Origin of the sequence: Croceivirga lutea (genome assembly GCF_014235875.1) — a bacterium.
Classification (GTDB): Bacteria; Bacteroidota; Bacteroidia; order Flavobacteriales; family Flavobacteriaceae; genus Croceivirga; species Croceivirga lutea.
In genome coordinates this window covers 61,229-78,382 of sequence record NZ_JACJUK010000001.1, presented here as the reverse complement: position 1 = coordinate 78,382, position 17,154 = coordinate 61,229, and the positions used below count along the sequence as shown (strand labels likewise).

11 protein-coding genes are annotated in these 17,154 nt (G+C 35.4%); 10 read left to right on the top strand and 1 reads right to left on the bottom strand.

The features are described from left to right. The first annotated feature begins 31 nt into the window (after positions 1–31). From H5V42_RS00365 to H5V42_RS00340, 6 genes are all read left to right on the top strand, one after another. The gene (locus tag H5V42_RS00365; protein ID WP_185781128.1) at positions 32–1,801 is read left to right on the top strand and encodes an AMP-dependent synthetase/ligase; all 1,770 of its coding nucleotides are present in this window, start codon (positions 32–34) and stop codon (positions 1,799–1,801) included. Positions 1,802–1,919: 118 nt separating this feature from the next. Next, the gene (locus H5V42_RS00360; protein WP_185781127.1) at positions 1,920–2,369 is read left to right on the top strand and encodes a MarR family winged helix-turn-helix transcriptional regulator; all 450 of its coding nucleotides are present in this window, start codon (positions 1,920–1,922) and stop codon (positions 2,367–2,369) included. Positions 2,370–2,385: 16 nt separating this feature from the next. Next, positions 2,386–4,794 carry a 3-hydroxyacyl-CoA dehydrogenase/enoyl-CoA hydratase family protein gene (locus H5V42_RS00355; protein ID WP_185781126.1) on the top strand — a complete coding sequence of 803 codons (2,409 nt, stop codon included), beginning with the start codon at positions 2,386–2,388 and terminating at the stop codon, positions 4,792–4,794. Between the two features lie 71 nt (positions 4,795–4,865). Next, the gene (locus tag H5V42_RS00350) at positions 4,866–6,056 is read left to right on the top strand and encodes an acetyl-CoA C-acyltransferase (RefSeq protein ID WP_185781125.1); all 1,191 of its coding nucleotides are present in this window, start codon (positions 4,866–4,868) and stop codon (positions 6,054–6,056) included. Between the two features lie 26 nt (positions 6,057–6,082). Next, positions 6,083–7,894: an acyl-CoA dehydrogenase family protein gene (locus H5V42_RS00345; protein WP_185781124.1), complete on the top strand. Its 1,812-nt coding sequence runs from the start codon at positions 6,083–6,085 to the stop codon at positions 7,892–7,894. Between the two features lie 90 nt (positions 7,895–7,984). Next, positions 7,985–9,415 carry a pyridoxal phosphate-dependent decarboxylase family protein gene (locus H5V42_RS00340; protein WP_185781123.1) on the top strand — a complete coding sequence of 477 codons (1,431 nt, stop codon included), beginning with the start codon at positions 7,985–7,987 and terminating at the stop codon, positions 9,413–9,415. Here the strand turns inward: H5V42_RS00340 and H5V42_RS00335 are convergent. Then, entirely contained in the window at positions 9,405–11,204 is a 1,800-nt protein-coding gene (locus H5V42_RS00335; protein ID WP_185781122.1) for a glycoside hydrolase family 15 protein, read from the bottom strand. The genes H5V42_RS00340 and H5V42_RS00335 overlap by 11 nt on opposite strands. A gap of 101 nt (positions 11,205–11,305) precedes the next feature. On the opposite strand from H5V42_RS00335, the gene H5V42_RS00330 reads away from it, so the two are divergent. From H5V42_RS00330 to H5V42_RS00315, 4 genes are read left to right on the top strand one after another with little or no spacing between them, the layout of a single operon-like run. Next, a complete protein-coding gene (locus H5V42_RS00330) occupies positions 11,306–13,519 on the top strand; it encodes a bifunctional alpha,alpha-trehalose-phosphate synthase (UDP-forming)/trehalose-phosphatase (protein WP_185781121.1) in 2,214 nt (737 codons plus the stop codon). A 1-nt stretch (position 13,520) separates the two neighbouring features. After that, positions 13,521–14,144, top strand: a complete 624-nt coding sequence (locus tag H5V42_RS00325) for a TMEM175 family protein (protein ID WP_185781120.1) — start codon at positions 13,521–13,523, stop codon at positions 14,142–14,144. Positions 14,145–14,146: 2 nt separating this feature from the next. After that, positions 14,147–15,475 carry a M28 family peptidase gene (locus H5V42_RS00320; protein ID WP_185781119.1) on the top strand — a complete coding sequence of 443 codons (1,329 nt, stop codon included), beginning with the start codon at positions 14,147–14,149 and terminating at the stop codon, positions 15,473–15,475. Between the two features lie 6 nt (positions 15,476–15,481). Further along, positions 15,482–17,110: a M1 family metallopeptidase gene (locus H5V42_RS00315; protein WP_185781118.1), complete on the top strand. Its 1,629-nt coding sequence runs from the start codon at positions 15,482–15,484 to the stop codon at positions 17,108–17,110. Positions 17,111–17,154 lie beyond the last annotated feature (44 nt).

Genomic DNA, 17,154 nt, shown 5'->3' with positions numbered 1-17,154 from the left:
CTAATTTGCAATTACTTTACAGAAACTTAATATGACTCAGGTAACCCGACTCTTTGATTTCCCTTACTATCAAAGGGACAAATTCAACCTACAAAAGGCATTGATTACCAAACAGAATGGTAAGTGGGAGGCAACATCTTCTCAAGGCTACATAGACAAAGCAAATGCCATAAGTAGAGGTCTTTTGAAATTAGGCGTTAAACCCAATGATAAAATTGCCATTATTTCTATGACAAATAGAACAGAATGGAATGTAATGGACATTGGTGTACTACAAATTGGTGCACAAACAGTACCTATTTATCCAACTATCTCAGAAGACGATTATGAATATGTATTGAATCATTCAGAAGCTAAATTCTGTTTTGTTTCGTGTGACGAGGTTTTGCAAAAAGTACTTTCAATAAGCAGTAAAACTAAGAAACTCGAAGATGTTTATTCTTTTGATGAATTAAAAAACTGCAATCATTGGAGTAATGTATTAGAACTTGGTAAAGATAAGTCTAATCAGAATAAAGTAGAAGAGCTAAAAGATGCTGTTAAACCTGAAGACTTAGCTACACTAATATACACCTCTGGTACTACTGGCAAACCAAAAGGAGTTATGATTAGTCATGACAACATCGTATCTAATGTTATTGCTAGTGAAAAAAGAGTTCCCTTAGAAGCAGGTTCTAGAGCATTAAGTTTTTTACCTGTATGTCATATTTTTGAACGCATGATTTTATATCTATATCAGTACTGTGGTATAGAAATTTATTTTGCAGAAGGTTTAGATAAAATTGCTGATAATGCAAAAGATATTAAACCTAATGTAATGACTGTTGTACCTCGTTTGCTTGAAAAAGTTTATGATGCAATTGTTGCTAAAGGTTCTGAACTAACAGGAATTAAAAAGAAGTTATTTTACTGGGCTGTTGAACTAGGTTTAAAATTTGAACCTTATGGCGCTAAAGGCTGGTGGTATGAGAAACAACTCGGAATTGCAAGAAAACTAATTTTTAGTAAATGGCAAGAAGCCCTAGGAGGTGAAATTAGCATGATGGTTTCAGGTAGTGCTGCTCTGCAACCCAGATTAGCTCGGGTGTTCGCTGCTGCTCAAATGCCCGTTATGGAAGGTTACGGTTTAACAGAAACCTCTCCTGTAATTTCTGTAAATGAAATAGCCAATAAAGGTTGGAAAATTGGTACTACAGGTAGAATTATAGAACGTGTTGAGGTAAAAATAGCAGATGATGGTGAAATTCTTTGTAAAGGACCTAATGTAATGATGGGCTATTACAAAGACCCAGAAAAAACTGCTGAAGTAATTACTGACGGTTATTTTCATACCGGTGATATTGGGGAGATTGATAAAGAAGGATTCCTAAAAATCACAGACCGTAAAAAAGAGATGTTTAAAACATCAGGCGGAAAATATGTTGCCCCGCAATTGTTAGAAAATAGATTTAAACAATCTCGTTTCATAGAACAAATAATGGTTGTTGGTGAGGGCGAAAAAATGCCAGCTGCTTTAATTCAACCTAATTTTGATTTTGTTTATGCTTGGGCAGAAAAACACAATCTAACTATTGGTGCAAATTCTGATATCTGCATAAATGAAAAAGTTATTGCACGTTTTCAAGAAGAAGTAGACAAGGCTAATGCAGATTTTGCTAAGTGGGAGAAAGTAAAGCAATTTAGACTAACACCAGATGCTTGGAGTATTGATGAAGGGCATATGACCCCCACAATGAAACTCCGCAGAAAAATTATTAAAGAAAAATATGCTGCACTTTATAATGATATCTATGGTCATTAATTAAAGGCTACAAAATTTTAAAAGCTCACCTAAAGTGAGCTTTTTTTATTTATAACTTCATCAAATTTATTATGCATGCATAATAAATTTTCCTATATTTGAATTCGAAATTTGTTCCATGAAAGAATTGACAATTGACTGGGCGCTCAGAGCTACATGGCAAGCTGTAACTAAATTATACAACGAAGAGGCTAAAAACTATGGTCTAACTATGGCAATTGGTTTTACCCTTTTAAGCATAGACCCTAAGAAAGGAACACCTAGTACTAATCTTGGCCCTAAAATGGGAATGGAAGCTACTAGTCTTTCTAGAATATTAAAAAATTTGGAAGAAAGAGGTTTCATTGTTAGAAAACCCAATCCAAATGATGGTCGAGGTGTATTAATTCATCTTACTGAACTAGGCTTAGAAAAACGTGAAGACTCCAAAGAAGTTGTACTTCGTTTTAATGAAGCTGTAAAACATAACGCATCTCAAGAAGACCTTATTGGCTTCTTTAACATAATGGAGATTATTAATAAACTTATCGTAGATAAGAAAATCTACACTAAAACAACAACTGAATAAAAACTCAAGTCTAAACATGAAAAAAAGGCATATAAACAAAGTTGCCGTTATAGGCTCAGGTATTATGGGTAGTGGTATTGCATGCCACTTTGCTAATATTGGAGTTGAAGTATTGCTCTTGGATATTGTTCCAAGAGAACTTAACGAGAAAGAACAAGCTAAAGGGCTAACATTGGATGACAAAGTAGTTAGAAATAGGTTGGTAAATGATTCATTAACCAAAGCCTTAAAGTCTAAACCTTCACCAATTTATCATCAAGATTTTGCTAAGAGAATAAGCACTGGTAACCTTGAAGATGATATTGCAAAGGTTAAAAATGTAGATTGGATTATTGAAGTGGTAGTGGAACGTTTAGATATTAAACAAAAGGTGTTCGAAAGTTTAGAAAAACACAGAACTCCTGGAACACTTATAACTTCAAACACTTCGGGTATTCCAATAAATTTCATGAGTGAAGGTCGTAGTGACGATTTTCAAAAACACTTTTGTGGTACCCATTTTTTTAATCCAGCTAGATATTTAAAGCTTTTTGAAATTATTCCTGGACCTAAAACCTCAGAAGATGTACTTCAGTTTTTAAACGGCTACGGAGAGCAGTTTTTAGGAAAAACTTCAGTGGTTGCTAAGGATACTCCTGCATTTATTGGTAATAGAATTGGAATTTTTAGCATCCAAAGCCTTTTCCATGCTGTCAAAGATTTAGGTATGACAGTGGAAGAGGTTGATAAATTAACCGGACCAGTAATTGGTAGACCAAAGTCTGCTACATTCAGAACCGTAGATGTTGTAGGTTTAGATACCTTAGTTCATGTAGCTAATGGTATATATGACAACTGCCCTAATGATGAACGCCATGAGCTTTTTAAACTTCCTGGTTTTATCAGCACCATGATGGAAAACAAATGGTTAGGTAGTAAAACGGGTCAAGGTTTTTACAAAAAAGTTAAAAATGCTGAGGGTAAGAGCGAAATTTTAACGCTCGATTTAGACAGCATGGATTATCGTTCTAAAAAGAGTGCAAAATTTGCAACCTTAGAACTTACAAAAACCATAGATAAAGTAGTAGACCGTTTTGCGGTATTATGTGGTGGCAAAGACAAAGCTGGAGAATTCTATAGAAAAAGTTTTGGTCAATTATTCGCCTACGTATCTCATAGAATACCGGAAATCACTGATGAGCTTTATAAAATTGATGATGCCATGAAAGCTGGTTTTGGATGGGAACACGGTCCTTTCCAAATCTGGGATGCTGTTGGTTTAGATAAAGGTTTAGAATTTATAGAAGCTGAAGGTCAAAAACCAGCAGAATGGGTAAACCAAATGAAAGCTGATGGTATCGACTCCTTTTATTCTGTAAAAGATGGTGCAACCTACTATTATGACATTCCCAAAAAGGAAATGACTAAAATTCCAGGTCAAGACGCCTTTATTATTTTAGATAACATTAGAGAATCTAAAGAAGTCTTTAAAAATAGTGGTGTTGTTGTTGAAGATTTAGGTGATGGTATACTAAATGTAGAATTCCAATCTAAAATGAATACTATCGGTGGTGATGTATTAGCCGGACTAAACAAAGCCATTGATATTGCTGAAAAAGATTTTCAAGGTCTCGTAGTTGGTAACCAAGCCGCTAATTTTTCTGTTGGAGCCAACATTGGAATGATTTTTATGATGGCTGTGGAACAAGAATATGATGAGCTAAATATGGCTATTAAAATGTTCCAAGACACCATGATGCGTATGCGTTATTCTTCTATTCCAACTATTTCTGCCCCTCATGGTATGACTCTCGGTGGCGGATGCGAACTTTCTATGCATGCTGATAAAGTTGTTGCAGCAGCAGAAACCTATATCGGGTTAGTAGAATTTGGTGTTGGTGTAATTCCTGGTGGTGGTGGTTCTAAAGAAATGGCTATGCGTGCTTCTGACTCTTTCCGTAAAGGAGATGTTGAGTTGAATGTATTGCAAGAGTATTTCTTAACCATTGGTATGGCTAAAGTATCTACCTCTGCCTATGAAGCCTTCGATTTAGGCATACTTCAAAAAGGAAAAGATATTGTTGTGGTAAACAAAGACCGCCAAATTGCAACTGCAAAGGCATATGCTAAATTAATGGCTGAACAAGGGTACACTAAACCACCACAACGTAAGGATATTAAAGTACTTGGTAAACAAGCATTGGGTATGTTCTTGGTAGGTACAGATTCTATGGAAGCTAGTAAATACATTAGTGAGCACGACCAAAAAATTGCCAATAAATTGGCCTATGTTATGGCTGGTGGTGATTTATCTGAACCTAGTTACGTTAGCGAACAATACCTTTTAGATATTGAGCGCGAGGCTTTCTTATCGCTTTGTACAGAAAGAAAAACCTTAGAACGTATCCAACACATGTTAAAAACTGGTAAACCACTTCGTAATTAAGAAGTAGTTAATTATGATAATAGTTAACAGAATAGCAATTGACTACTATCTAAAATCTAACATCGAATAAAATGAAAACAGCATATATAGTTAAAGGTTATAGAACTGCAGTTGGTAAATCTGGAAGAGGCGGCTTTCGCTTTAAAAGAGCAGATGAATTAGCAGCAGAGACTATTGAACATTTGGTAAAACAATTACCTGATTTTGATAAAACACGTATTGATGATGTCATTGTTGGTAATGCTATGCCTGAGGGTTCTCAAGGATTAAATATGGCAAGATTAATCTCTTTAATGGGATTAAATATTGTTGACGTACCAGGAGTAACCGTAAACAGATTCTGTTCTTCCGGATTGGAAACCATTGGTATTGCCACAGCTAAAATTCAGTCAGGAATGGCTGATTGTATTATTGCTGGTGGTGTAGAAAGCATGAGCTCTGTTCCCATGACTGGCTTTAAAACCGAATTAAATTACGATTTGGTAAAATCTGGCCATGAAGATTACTACTGGGGTATGGGTAATACTGCAGAGGCAGTAGCTCAAGAATTCAAAGTCTCTAGACAAGACCAAGATGAGTTCGCTTTTAATTCTCATATGAAAGCTTTAAAAGCGCAGGCTGAAGACCGTTTTCAAGACCAAATTGTTCCAATTGAAGTTGAACAAACTTATGTAGATGAAAATGGTAAAAAAGCTACCAAAAAATATACGGTCACTAAAGATGAAGGCCCACGAAAAGGCACTTCAATAGAAGCGCTTGCCAAATTAAGACCAGTTTTTGCAGCAAATGGTAGCGTTACTGCAGGTAACTCTTCTCAAACAAGTGATGGTGCTGCATTTGTAATGGTGATGAGTGAAGAAATGGTGAAAGAATTAAACCTTGAACCAGAGGCAAGATTAGTGAGTTATGCCGCAGCGGGTGTTGAACCAAGAATTATGGGAATTGGACCTGTAAAAGCTGTGCCAAAAGCGCTAAAACAAGCTGGTTTACAACAAAGTGATATCGAACTTATTGAATTGAACGAAGCTTTCGCATCTCAGTCTATCGCGGTAATTCGAGAATTAGGCCTTAATAATGATATTGTTAATCCTAACGGGGGTGCAATAGCTTTAGGTCACCCACTTGGATGTACAGGAGCTAAACTTTCCGTTCAACTATTTGATGAAATGCGTAAGCGTAACATGCAAGGTAAACACGGTCTTGTTACCATGTGCGTGGGCACCGGACAAGGAGCAGCCGGAATCTTTGAATTTTTAAAATAAATTAAACTTAACAAAATACAATTGCCATGAGTACTGAAACTTTAAATAAGGATATTCTTCGAGGAGGGCAGTTTTTGGTTAAAGAAACCAATTGTGAAGATGTTTTCACCCTTGAAGATTTGAATGAAGAACAAAAAATGATGCGTGAAAGCACCAAAGAATTCGTTGACCGAAAGCTTTGGGCGCACTGGGAACGCTTTGAGAAAAAAGACTATGCCTACACAGAAGAGTGTATGCGTGAGGCGGGTGAATTAGGATTACTTAGTGTTGCGGTACCAGAATCTTACGGTGGTATGGGAATGGGCTTTGTTTCTACCATGTTGGTTTGTGATTACATCTCTGGTGCAACCGGTTCTTTCAGTACAGCTTTTGGAGCTCACACCGGTATTGGCACCATGCCAATTACCCTTTATGGCACAGAAGAGCAAAAGAAAAAATACGTTCCTCAATTGGCATCTGGCGAATGGTTTGGTGCTTATTGTTTAACTGAACCTGGTGCTGGTTCTGATGCCAATTCTGGTAAAACTAAAGCAGTACTTTCTGAAGACGGAAAATATTACAGTATTACTGGTCAAAAAATGTGGATTTCAAATGCCGGATTCTGTAACCTATTTATAGTTTTTGCTAGAATCGAAGACGATAAAAACATTACAGGCTTTATTGTTGAAAATGACCCTAGCAACGGAATTACTTTAGGTGATGAGGAAAAGAAATTAGGTATACATTCTTCCTCTACACGTCAGGTATTCTTTAATGAGACTAAAGTTCCTGTAGAAAACATGCTATCTGAAAGAGGTAATGGTTTCAAAATTGCAATGAATGCACTTAATGTAGGGCGTATTAAACTTGCAGCTGCATGTTTAGAGGCACAACGTCGGGTAATTAATGAAGCGGTAAACTACGCAAATGAGCGCATCCAATTTAAAACTCCAATCATCAATTTTGGTGCTATCAAAGCTAAAATTGCAGATATGGCAACCAATGCCTATGTAGATGAATCTGCTTGTTACCGTGCAGCAAAAAATATTGAAGATAGAATAGCCATTAGAGAAGCTGAGGGTAATACGCACCAAGAAGCTGAACTAAAAGGTGTTGAAGAATACGCTATTGAATGTTCAATCTTAAAAGTTGCTGTTTCTGAGCATGTACAAAATACTACTGATGAAGGTATTCAAATCTTTGGTGGTATGGGCTTTAGTGCAGATACGCCTATGGAATCTGCATGGAGAGATGCTAGAATTTCTAGAATCTACGAAGGTACCAATGAAATCAACAGAATGCTTTCTGTAGGTATGTTAGTTAAAAAGGCTATGAAAGGTCATGTAGACTTATTGGGTCCAGCCAGTGCTGTCGGTGAAGAACTAATGGGTATTCCTTCTTTTGATGCTCCTGACTACAGTGCATTATTTGCAGAAGAAAAAGATATCATTAAAAGATTAAAAAAGGTTTTCTTAATGGTAGCCGGTAGTGCAGTTCAAAAATTTGGAACTGAATTAGAAAAACACCAACAATTATTAATGGCAGCTTCGGATATTCTGATTGAAATTTACATGGCTGAATCTGCAATTTTACGTACCGAAAAGAATGTAAATAGATTTGGTGAAGATAATCAAGCTACACAGATAGCCATGGCCAAATACTATCTTTATAAAGCAGTTGACGTTTGCAGTGACAAAGGTAAAGAAGCTATAATTTCATTTGCTGAAGGTGATGAACAACGTATGATGTTAATGGGCCTTAAGCGATTTACAAAGTACACAAACTTCCCAAATATTGTGGAATTAAGAACTCAAATTGCTAACAAAATAGCCGAGGATAACGGTTATAAATTCGACTAATTCAGATAGCTTTTCGACTAAAGCTAAACCGTCTTGATTTTTATCAAGGCGGTTTTTTGTTTACTTCAATTTTTGAAGCAATTTTACAAAATGAAAAATATTTGGGAAGATTCTGTTTATAACGAAAATGAATTTTTAAGATTAAGCAATTTAATGCTTAAAGAGCTTCAAAACCATCTGGAAAACTCTAAAAATTCTACTTCCAAAACTATAAATTGGAATAGCCCTGAAAATGAGCTATCATTTTGGCTAGACTTTCTAAATAATGGTAAGAAAGATGACTTTGTAAAAGAAGTTCTAACGCGCACCATTCATGTTCACAATCCTAAATACGTTGGGCATCAGGTTGCTGCGCCCGCTCCAATTACGGCTATAACCGCAATGGTAAGTGCATTGCTCAATAACGGTATGGCGGTTTACGAAATGGGTATGGCTCCATCTGCTATAGAACGAGTGGTAACAGATGAAATTTGTAAGACCATTGGTTATGATAAAAATTCTGGTGGATTTTTAACCTCTGGTGGTACCTTGGCTAATCTTACCGCACTTTTATCTGCAAGAAAAGCTGTTGTAAAAGAAGACATTTGGAACCATGGTACTACTAAACCTTTAGGAATACTAGTATGTGAAGAAGCACACTACTGTGTTGATAGAGCTGCTCGAATAATGGGACTTGGTGAAAAAGGTATCATCAAAATACCAGCAACTTCTCAATTTGACATGGATACTACTTTATTGGAACAATATTTTAATAAGGCTTTAGAAAGTGGTATTGAAATATTCGCTATAGTGGGTTCAGCACCATCTACCGCTACTGGAGCTTATGATGACCTTCAAAAAATAGCACAATTTGCACAACAAAAGAATATTTGGTTTCATGTTGATGGTGCCCATGGTGGGGCAGCAATTTATTCTCAAAAATACAAGCATCTTGTTAAGGGAATAGAAAATGCCGATTCTGTTGTAATTGACGGCCATAAAATGATGCTCATGCCAACCATTACCACTGCCCTACTCTTTAAAAACAAACTCCATGCACAGCATACTTTTAGTCAAAAAGCTGATTATTTATTAACAGATACTGAGGAAGACCAATGGTACCAAAGTGGTAAAAAGACTTTTGAGTGCACAAAAACAATGATGAGTTTACATTGGTTTGTTTTACTAAAATATTATGGTGTAGCACTCTTTGATGAATTTGTAACCAGACAATATGACCTTGCTAAAGACTTTGCTCTAATAGTAGATAAACACCCAAATTTTGAGCTAGCTGTACAGCCCAAATCAAACATACTTTGCTTCAGATATATAAGACCATCAATACCTGGAGAACAAAGCAATGAAATTAATGCTCGTATTCGAGAAATGATTTTAGTCGACGGTGAGTTTTATATGGTGCAAACCAAACTTAATGGTATTCTTTACCTGCGAACTACGTTAATGAACCCGTTGACCACCATAGAACACTTAAAAGCTCTACTGGATAAAATTTTAGCAATAGCTACTAAAATTAGCTCATAGATTCTAAAATATGTTCACTACTTTCTTTTCTTGAAAAATTAATAGCACATTCAATTAAGGCTAAATGGGAATAGGCTTGTGGAAAATTACCCAGCATTCTTTTTGTTTTAAAATCTAAGTCTTCACTAAACAATCCTAAGTGATTGCTATAGCTTAACAATTCATCAAACATTGCTTTTGCTTTTTTACGCTCACCAATTTTTATTAGCGCATTAATAAACCAAAAAGTGCATACCGTAAAAGACGAAGATGGTAAACCAAAATCATCTTCATTTTTATATCTATATAACAAACCTTCATAACACAGCTCTTTCTCTATAGCGTGTACCGTTTTAATATAGCGCTCATCTTTGGCATCAACACAACCATAAGCTTCCATTAATAAAACTGAAGCATCTAAATGCTTACTACCGTAAGATTGCGTGTAAGCTTGAACTTCATCATTCCAAGCATTATCATAAATATCTTGCCAGATTTCTGCTTCAAGTGGTTTCCACTTTTCAATTTTATGCTTTTTACCTAAAATTTTAGCAACCTTAATTGCTCTGTTCAACGCTGTCCAGCATAATACTTTAGAAAAGGTAAAATGCCTGTCTTCTGTTCTAAACTCCCAAATACCCTTGTCTGGTTCTTTCCAAGATTCGCTAACAATCCAAACAATACCCTTGGTAATTGTCCATAATTCCTCTCCATTTTCGATATCTGTACTAAATTTCTCTAGCTGTTGATAGATGACATCCATCAAAATACCATAGATATCATTCTGCTTTTGCATGTAGGCAGCATTGCCTATACGCACAGGCTTGGAATCTTCATAACCCGCTAGATGCTCTAATGTTACCTCGGTAAGCATTTTTTCACCGTTAATACCATACATTATTTGCAGTTTCTCAGCCTTATCAGGTATAATATTCATAATGAATTTTAAATACCGGCGAGCAACATTTTCATGACCAAGTTGTGAGACAACTTTAATCACCATTGAAGCATCTCTAATCCAACAGAATCTATAATCCCAATTTCGCACCTCTCCGATAGTTTCTGGTAATGAGGTAGTTGCCGCTGCTAAAACTGCACCAGATTTATCATAACTCAATAGTTTTAAGGTAATGGCACTTCTGGTAATTTGCTCATTATAGGTTTTGTAATTTGGTGTTTTACTACACCAATTTAACCAGTAAACCTTGGTGCGTTCAAACTCTAAATAGGTTGTAGCCGTTGTTGGCGCAAAAATCTTTTCGTTATATGCTAAAAGAAAATATCCATCCTCTTCCAATTCTAATTCCTCACCAGCTAAAATTTTCTCTTTATTAAATGAAGTATATAGAAAAACGGTATCAAACTTTCCTTCTTTAGTTAAACTTGCAATAAATTCTGGCTTAACATAAGAGTCTGTACCCCCTTTTGCATAATTTAATTTTGGAGTATAATTTACCTTAAATTTTGGCTTACCTTCTACTATCATTACATAGCGTATCAGCTCTGGTGGTGAATAATAGGCGCCATTGTGCTTTGTATAACGAGGCATAAAATCATACACTTCAAAACAATCAGTCCCATTACTATATTTTGTAATTAGAATAGCTGTATTTGCTTTATAACGTTGTTCAATGGTATAGTCATCACTTACAATAATTTCAAAGCTTCCCCCAATTTTTTTATCCAATAACCTACCAAAAACGGAAGGTGAATCAAATTCTGGCAAACAACACCAATCTATTGCTCCGGTTTTGGATACTAATGCTGCACTCCTGCAATTTCCAATAATTCCGTAATCTAGGTTATCCATATATTAATTATCTATAAAAGGGGGTTAACTAATTGCTTTTGAGCCCGAATTTGACGAAATTTCAACAAACTTTAAAGAAAAATCATCATAATTTACATTTTATGGGTAAAACAATCATCATTTCCAACAGATTACCGGTTCAGTTAAAAATAGAACAAGGAAAACTTTCTGCTACACCAAGTGTTGGTGGTTTAGCTACAGGATTAAAATCTGTTCATAGAGATGGAAATGGATTGTGGATAGGTTGGTCTGGATTAACAGAAGAAGACACTCCCAGTGAAATGGAATCTGAAATTGATAGTGCTCTTGCTGATTTAAATTGTTCTAAAGTAATTTTAAATAGTGATGAAATTGAAGGTTTTTACTTTGGGTTCAGTAATAGAACGGTTTGGCCGTTATTTCATTACTTTCTAGAATATACTGAGTACGAACTAAATTTTTGGGAAACTTATAAAAATGTTAATCAAAAATTTGCAGACGCTATTATAGCTAATGGTAACGAAGATGATACCATTTGGGTACATGATTATCAGTTAATGTTAGTACCACAAATGGTTAGAGAAGTTTGGCCTAATGTAAATATTGGGTTCTTTTTACATATACCCTTTCCGTCTTACGAAATATTCAGAACAATGCCTTGGCGTGAAGAAGTATTACAAGGTCTTTTAGGGTCAGATTTAATTGGTTTTCATACTTATGATTACGAACGTCATTTTTTAAGCTCTGTTAGAAGATTACTTAATCTAGATGTTAGTTTTAATGATATCTATTTAGACAATAGGGTTATTAAAGTAGATTCATTTCCAATGGGAATTGATTATCAAAAATTTGAAAAAGCGGCAGAAGCCAGTGCGGCAAGAACTGGTGATGAACGTAATGATATACAAATACGTTTAGACGAGCATAAAAAATCAGCACCCGGCACCAAACTTATCGTTTCTATTGACCGCCTAGACTACAGTAAGGGTATAGCTAAAAGAATTAATGCTTTTGAATATTTTCTAAACAAATACCCAGAATACAAAACCAAAGTGAGGTTGATAATTTTGGCAGTACCTTCCCGTTCTAATGTTCCGCAATATCAATTATTAAAAAGAGAGATAGATGAGCTAGTGGGTAGAATTAATGGTGAACTCTCAACAGTTAATTGGACACCAATTTGGTACTTCTATCGGTCGCTTCCGTTTAGTGATTTAATTGATTTATATACCTCTAGTGATATAGCTTGGTTAACACCCTTACGAGATGGTATGAACTTAGTAGCTAAAGAATTTATAGCTACGAGAACAGATAAAAAAGGGGTGTTAATTTTAAGTGAAATGGCAGGTTCAGCCTATGAAATGAACGAAGCATTGTTAATAAATCCAAACAATTTTGAACAACAGGCAGATACGTTAAAAAAGGCTATAGAAATGCCAGACGAACAGCAGATAGCTAGAAACACTTTTCTACAAAATCGACTTAAACGCTACAATGTTGAAACATGGGCTAACGATTTTATGGGTGCTTTAAATAATATGAAATTAGAAGAAGTTTCTAATATTTCACTTAAACTTTCAGCTCAGGTTTTAGATAACATTTCTGAAAAATACAGGTCTGCTAAAAAACGTCTCTTGTTTTTAGACTATGATGGAACCTTATCTGGTTTTCATAAAGACCCGCAAAAAGCATCACCAGATGATGAATTATATGAATTGCTAGATACCATTAGTAATCAAGAAAACACTACCATGTTTTTGATTAGCGGAAGAGATAAAGACACCTTTACCCGTTGGTTTTTACCTAAAAAATACAATATGATTGTGGAACATGGTGTTTGGATTTCTAGAAATGGTGAAGAATTTAAAATGATGGAACAGGTGAAAGGTGAATGGATGGAAAAAATACGACCTGTATTAGAATCTTTTGTAGACAGAACCCCGGGTTCATTTATTGAAGAAAAGAATTATTCGTTAGCGTGGCATTATAGAAACACTGACCCTGATTTTGGTAACAAAAGAGCAACGGAACTAAATACTGTGCTTACTAGCCTCATTGGCAACGATGATATAAGTATTCTAAACGGTAATAAAGTTATGGAGGTCAAAAACAGCAACGTAAATAAAGGAAGAGCCTCTGCACGAATCTTTAGTGAAGAAAATTATCAATTTGTTTTTGCCATTGGAGATGATTGGACAGATGAGTTTATGTTTCAAGAATTACCAGATTCTGCCATCACTGTTAAGGTAGGTTTGCAAAAAACGGATGCTAAATACCATGTAGAAGGTCCTAAAAAGGTTCGTGAACTTTTGAAAAAGTTTGCTACATTAGGCTAACATGAAATACTTACATAATAGTAGTCGCATCGAAGCCTTTAGCGATGCGGTTTTTGCCTTTGCCGCTACCCTTATGGTAGTCAATCTCAATTTTGTAGAAGGTCTAAATATCACAAAATCTAATGCAGCCGATTTTCTTGGTTTTGCTGTGAGTTTTTTTGTTTTAGTAGCCCTTTGGTGGGTGCATTATAATTTCTTTAGAAGAACTAAGTATATGGATAATGGTATTATTACCCTAAATGCCTTTTTACTGTTTGTGGTCTTATACTATGTATTTCCTCTAAAACACTTAGTTTACTCTTGGATGGGAGAAGGTGTGAAAACAAAGGAAGACCTTTCCAACTTATTTGTGCTGTATGGTATTGGATTCTTACTAATATTTTTATGTTTTGCTTTGATGTACTACAGAGCTTACAAAAAAACTACGGCTACAGCACAAAAAATTAATCTACTTTTTTACGCTAGACACTTTAGTATTTTTGTCTTAGTAGCCGTCATTAGCGTATTGCTTTCTGTTTTAGAAATTGGTATGAACTACGGTTTTCCTGGCTTTTCTTACGCTCTTTTAGGGCCCCTATGTTTTCTACATTCAAAAATGTTTTATAAAAAAATTGAACTTAAATAATTATGAAAAAATTTACCCTTTTATTAGTACTAGTCACTTCCTTAAGTTTTGCCCAATCAAATACCAAACTCTATGATATTATCAATTCGGTTTCGGCAGAGCGAATTGAAAAAGATGTAGAAACACTTGTAAATTTTGGCACAAGACATACCTTGAGTGACACTACTTCAACCACTACTGGTATTGGTGCTGCTAGAAGATGGATTAAATCTGAATTCGAAAAAATATCTAGTGAATGTAACAATTGCCTCGACGTTTTTTACCAGAAAGATTTAGTTAAAAAAGGAGAAAATCAGCGCATCACAAAAGACGTTTATGTGGTTAACGTAGTTGCCATAAAACGCGGCACTAAATTTCCAAATAGATATATTATCATGAGTGGTGATATTGACAGTCGTGTAAGTGACCCAAATGATTTTACTTCTACTTCACCCGGTGCTAACGATAATGCAAGCGGAATGGCTGGTACTATTGAAGCCGCAAGAGTGTTATCAAAGTATAATTTTGAAAGTAGCATTATTTTCGTTGGACTTTCTGGAGAAGAACAAGGTCTTTTTGGAGGTAAAGGCTTAGCCGCTTACGCTAAGAATAACAATTGGGATATTGTGGGAGTTTTAAATAATGATATGATTGGTAACATTACTGGTGTTGATGGTGTAGTAAGTAATAGAGACTTCAGAATATTTTCAGAACCCGTACCACCTACAGAAACCGAAAGACAACGTAACTCTAGACGTTTTTATGGAGGTGAAGTTGACGGTATTTCTAGACAATTGGCTAGGTACATTCATAAAACAACAAAAACCTATATGCCAGAAATGAATCCAATGCTTATTTATCGATTGGATAGATTTGGTAGAGGAGGTCATCACAGACCCTTTAACGATGCAGGGTTTGCAGGAATAAGAATCATGGAAGCCCATGAAAACTATACACAACAACACCAAGACATTAGAGAAGAAAACGGAATAAACTACGGTGATGTATTAGCACATGTAAATTTTGATTATGCCAAAAAATTAACCGCTGTAAATGCTATTAATTTGGCTTCAATTGCATGGGCTCCGCCGGCACCTACTGAAGTTGAAATTGGTGGAATTGTGCAACCCTCGACAAAACTTAGGTGGAAAAAAGTCGATGGTGCCAAAGGTTATAAAATCTATTGGAGAGATACCACTAGCCCAACTTGGGATAATCAACGTTATGTAGGTGATGTTAACGAGTTTACCCTAAACGGAATAGTTATTGATAATTTTTTCTTTGGAGTAGCGGCTGTAGGAGAAAATGGTGAAGAGAGTATTGTTACATTTCCATCAGGAGTTTATAGATAAAGTAGTATGAAAAAAGGAGTATTTCTTCTTTCGCTTTTAGGTGTTTTTGCATTTGGCCAAGACCAAGAAAGTTATACAGAAGACGAGTTTTTAAGAGGTAGTATTACCCCAGAAAGAGAATGGTGGGACTTAACTTTTTACCATTTAGATATTACCGTAAATCCCGAAAAAAAATATATCTCTGGGAGTAATGATATTCATTTTAAAGTGCTAAAAGAAAATCAGGTTTTACAGGTTGATTTACAACCACCATTGAAAATTGATAGTGTTCTTTACCAAAACAAAGCACTACCTATTAAGAAAAAAGGCCTAAATGTGTATTACGTCTTATTTGATGAAAATTTAGATAAAAACACGCACCATTCTATAAAAGTCTATTACTCGGGCAAACCAAAGGAAGCAGTAAGAGCACCATGGGACGGCGGAGTTTCTTGGAAAAAAGACAAAAATGGCAATCCATTTATAGCCACTTCTTGCCAAGGTTTAGGAGCCAGTGTTTGGTGGCCTAATAAAGACCATATGTATGATGAGGTAGATAGTATGCTTATTAGCACAACTTTTCCTAAAAACTTAATGAATGTTTCTAACGGTAGATTACGCAGTACTGAGGAGCAGAGAAACACACAAACTACACATTGGTTTGTAGCTAATCCAATAAACAATTATGGGGTTAATATAAACATTGGCGACTATGTTCATTTTGGCGAAGATTACGATGGTGAGAAAGGAAAATTAGATTTAGATTACTGGGTTTTAAGAGATAATCTTGAGAAGGCTAAAAAGCAATTTTCCCAGACCCCAAAAATGATGGAAGCCTTTGAGCATTGGTTTGGTCCCTATCCATTTTATGAGGATGGTTTTAAACTGGTTGAAGTGCCATATTTAGGAATGGAACATCAAAGCAGTGTTACCTATGGTAATCAATATAATAATGGGTATTTGGGTAGAGATTTATCCGGTACAGGTTGGGGACTAAAGTTCGATTTTATCATTATTCATGAAGCGGGGCACGAGTGGTTCGCCAATAATATTACTTATAAAGACATTGCTGATATGTGGATTCATGAAAGCTTTACTGCCTATTCTGAAAGTTTATACTTAGAATATCATTTTGGTAAAAAAGCTGGTGAGGACTATGTTATTGGTACACGAAATAATATTCTTAATGATGAGCCAATTATTGGTAGATACGATTTAAATAGAAGAGGTTCTGGAGATATGTATTATAAAGGCTCCAATATGATACACACCCTAAGACAGTTGGTAGAAGATGATACCAGATGGCGGTCTATTTTAAGAGGTTTAAACGAAGAATTTTATCACCAAACTGTTACAACTAAACAGATTGAAAATTACATTTCTAGTAAATCACAAAAAGATTTGAGTGCCTTTTTTGACCAGTATTTACGAACTACAGCCATACCAACAATAGAGTATAAACTAGAAAATGGAACACTTAAATACCGCTATCTAGATACGGTGGAAGATTTTGATATGCCCATAAAAGTAACCTTAGATGGTAAGGAAAAATGGCTGTTCCCAAATAAAAATTCTGTTTGGAAAACCGAAAAAATATCGGGTTCTAAACTGGTTGTTGACCGAAATTTTTATGTGAATGTTAAGCAGGTAAAATAAAAAGCTATACTTAACAAAAAGGCCAGCAAATGCTGGCCTTTTTT